The organism is Kitasatospora sp. NPDC057198, from assembly GCF_042670125.1.
Classification (GTDB): domain Bacteria; phylum Actinomycetota; class Actinomycetes; order Streptomycetales; family Streptomycetaceae; genus Kitasatospora.
This window is the reverse complement of the sequence record NZ_JBHUWH010000697.1, coordinates 1-2845: the sequence shown is the minus strand read 5'-3', so window position 1 is coordinate 2845 and position 2845 is coordinate 1. Positions and strand designations below refer to the sequence as shown.

Annotated in this window: 4 protein-coding genes; 3 read left to right on the top strand and 1 reads right to left on the bottom strand. The window is 73.1% G+C overall.

Annotated features, from left to right (window positions below; all coding sequences use genetic code 11):
- A partial coding sequence (locus ACFUEL_RS37910) for an IS110 family transposase (RefSeq protein WP_380242502.1) occupies nt 1-824 on the bottom strand: 824 nt, incomplete at its 3' end.
- 551 nt (nt 825-1375) lie between these two features.
- On the opposite strand from ACFUEL_RS37910, the gene ACFUEL_RS37905 reads away from it, so the two are divergent.
- The 3 genes from ACFUEL_RS37905 to ACFUEL_RS37895 all read left to right on the top strand — a co-directional run.
- Complete coding sequence (locus ACFUEL_RS37905) at nt 1376-1930, top strand: hypothetical protein (protein WP_380242500.1); 555 nt, start codon at nt 1376-1378, stop codon at nt 1928-1930.
- 68 nt (nt 1931-1998) lie between these two features.
- The gene (locus tag ACFUEL_RS37900; RefSeq protein ID WP_380242498.1) at nt 1999-2433 is read left to right on the top strand and encodes a hypothetical protein; all 435 of its coding nucleotides are present in this window, start codon (nt 1999-2001) and stop codon (nt 2431-2433) included.
- Nucleotides 2430-2845, top strand: a 416-nt coding sequence (locus tag ACFUEL_RS37895) for a hypothetical protein (RefSeq protein ID WP_380242496.1), incomplete at its 3' end; no start/stop codon positions are given. The genes ACFUEL_RS37900 and ACFUEL_RS37895, both read left to right, overlap by 4 nt.

Here is a 2845-nt window from a genome sequence, read left to right as displayed (position 1 = left end):
GCGTCCGGGTGCCCGCGGAAGGCTTCTTCGACGGCGTCGGCGAGGTCGTCGGCGGCCTGGCAGGCCGCGTCGAGCTGCACCAGGAGGGCGAGGAGCTGCCGGCCGAGAGCGGCTTCGACGAGTTCGGGGTGGCGGGCGTACTCGGCACGGAAGACCTCGCGCAGGCGCTCGGCCTCGGCGTCGATGCCGCGGGTGCGACCAGCCCGCTTGAGCGCGGCCCGCAACTGCACCAAGGTGAGCTTGGCGGCCTTCGCCGGGGTGGGCGCGGTGGCGAGGACTTCGCGGGCGTCGGGGCGAGCGAGGCCGCCGGCCTTGTGCTGGAAGGCTTCCAGGGCGGCGGGGTAGTACTCGCGCAGCAGCGAGCGGATCTGGTTGGCGGGCTGCTGGCGGTTCCAGACGGCGTCCTGCTGGGCGCGGGCGAGCACGGTGATCGCGCGGGCCTGCTCGGTGTCGGCGGGCAGCGGCCGATGCATGGGCATGTCGGTGCGCAGGATGTTGGCCAGCACCAGAGCGTCGCCTGGGTCAGACTTCTTGCGGGAGACGCCGTGGCGGTCGCGGTAGCGGGCGGCAGCCAGCGGGTTGATCGCGTACACCTTCCGGATGCCGGTGCGCAGGACTGCGACCAGCAGACTGCGGCTGGTCTCGATCGCCACCGGGATCGGCTCCTCGGGACTGTCGCCGTGTTCGGCGAGCAGGTCGAGCAGCAGCCGGTAGCCGGCCGCGTCGTCGGTGATCCGGCGCTTGGCCAGCAGCCGGCCCATGTCGTCGACCAGGGCGACGTCGTGGTGCGACTCGGCCCAGTCGATGCCGCAGAAGATCTCCATCCGATCCTCCCTTGTTGCCTGTTTTCGCAGGTCACGAGCACATGCGGGTCACGCGGCGACCTAATCCCAGGACTCGGTGGTTCGCCATCTCAGTAGCCGTTCGTGACACCAGCGCGCTCCAGGGGCCCCCGTCTTCACCAGAGCTCGACGGCTCGCGGAGAACGATCAAGGGGTCGGCCCTGGAGCGGGCTCGCGCCACGACCACGACAGTACGGTCACCGGCAGGCGTCGCGGCGGCCCCGCAAGCGCCGATCGGCGCCGGCCTGTGTCAAGACCTCGCAGGTCGATGGAGACAAAGGCGTCCAACCCGGTGCTGGCCGGGACACCGCGACACCCGCTTCGGTCGTGATGGCGCCGCTCTGTCGCAAGACCTCACGGGCCAGGGGAGAGACCAGGCATCCACCACGGCAAGCAACCCCAAAGCGGCCTTCTGTCGGACGTTCTGGGACTGCCCACACATCGGATTAGGTAACGGGGGGAGTGGCCGGAGGGCGGCGGAGCGGGCTTGGTAGGTTGACGCGTCCGATCGGCCGAACGGAAGGGAACGGCGGATGAGCGAGGTGTCCGAAGCCGAGCGCGGGCCGGAGCCGGAGGGCCTGTACGAGGCGTTCGCGGCCCGGACGAAAGGCACGCCGTACACGGTGACCCGGGACGAGGGCGGGCTGCTGCTGCAACTCGACCTCGCGGACACGCACTGGCGGGGCTTCCTGTACGAGCAGCGGATCTCCATCGACTACCGGATCCTGCTGCGCTTCGACCCGGCGGCCCGCACCTACACCCGGGAACAGCGGCTCACCGAGCTCAGCTGGCGGGCCGGTGTCGGACCGGGCGGCCTGCAGGTCTCCGCCTCGCGGAGCAGCACGCGGGGCACCCTGGTCTCCAAGCAGACCCGCCGCTACCGCACGGTCGGCCCGGACGGCGTGAACGTGGCCGAATACCGGTTCGACTCCACCGAGTTGACCGACCTGGTGGCCGAGGTGATGGACGGTACCGGCTGGACCCGCCGGATGGACCCGGCCACCCGCCTCGGCCTGACCGTCGCCGGTTCGGTGCTCGGCGCGCTCGTCCTGGCCGGGCTGGTCGTGGCGGTCGTGCTGCTGCTCTGAGCCCGGCCGGCGGGCGGAGGGCGGCCGGGCGGGTCGGGCGGGTCGGGCGCGGCGGTTACCATCGCGGGATGCCGCCCGGAGCCGAACCCCTCACCCGCGCCGACTTCCCCGTCCCCCTGCACCCGCTCTCCCGTCCGCAGCCCCTCCCGGTGCGGCCGGAGCGGATCTGGTCGGACGCCGACTGGGCGCGGATCAAGTGCGGCCTGCGCTCGGACGGCAGGGACGACAGGTGGGACGTCCTGACCGAGGGCGACACCGTGCACGTGCACCGCAGTTGGACGGGCCACCAGATCTACGCGGCCACCTTCGAACAACTCGCCGGCCGGGGTTGGCGGATCGCCGAGGTGCTGGTGGAGCGGAACCCCGAGCGGTACGGGCGGGCGCCGGAGGAGTTCGACCGCGTGATGCTGGAGATGGTGCTGAGCGGGATCCTGCTGGGGGAGCGGGACGCCGAACTGTACGAGCGCTGGCGGGCGGCGGCCGGACAGCGGGGGCAGGCGTGAGGACGGAGCCGGACGACGACGCGGCCGGGCCCGGGGCGGTCGAGGAGGCGGTGCGGCGCGGCGACTGGGACGCGGCCATCGCCCTGGTGAGCGCACAGGCCGAGTGCCACTCCGCCGACTACCAGGCGCACAACAGCCACCTGTGGCACATGGACCTGCTCGTCGCCGCGGGCCGCCTGGAGGAACTGGAGCGGCTGGGGCGGACGGACGTCCACGCGCGGCGCAGGCTCCACCGGGCGCTGCGGGAACAGGGACGGGCGCCGGAACTGCGCGCCCTGGCCGCGGACGGCGACCGGGGCGCGCTGCGCGCCCTGATCCGGCTGCTCGGCGAGAGCGGCCGGGCCGGGGAGGCGCGGCGGGGCGCGCACGAGCCCGGCCACGCCGACCAGCGTGGCCCGGCGCACCAGGACCA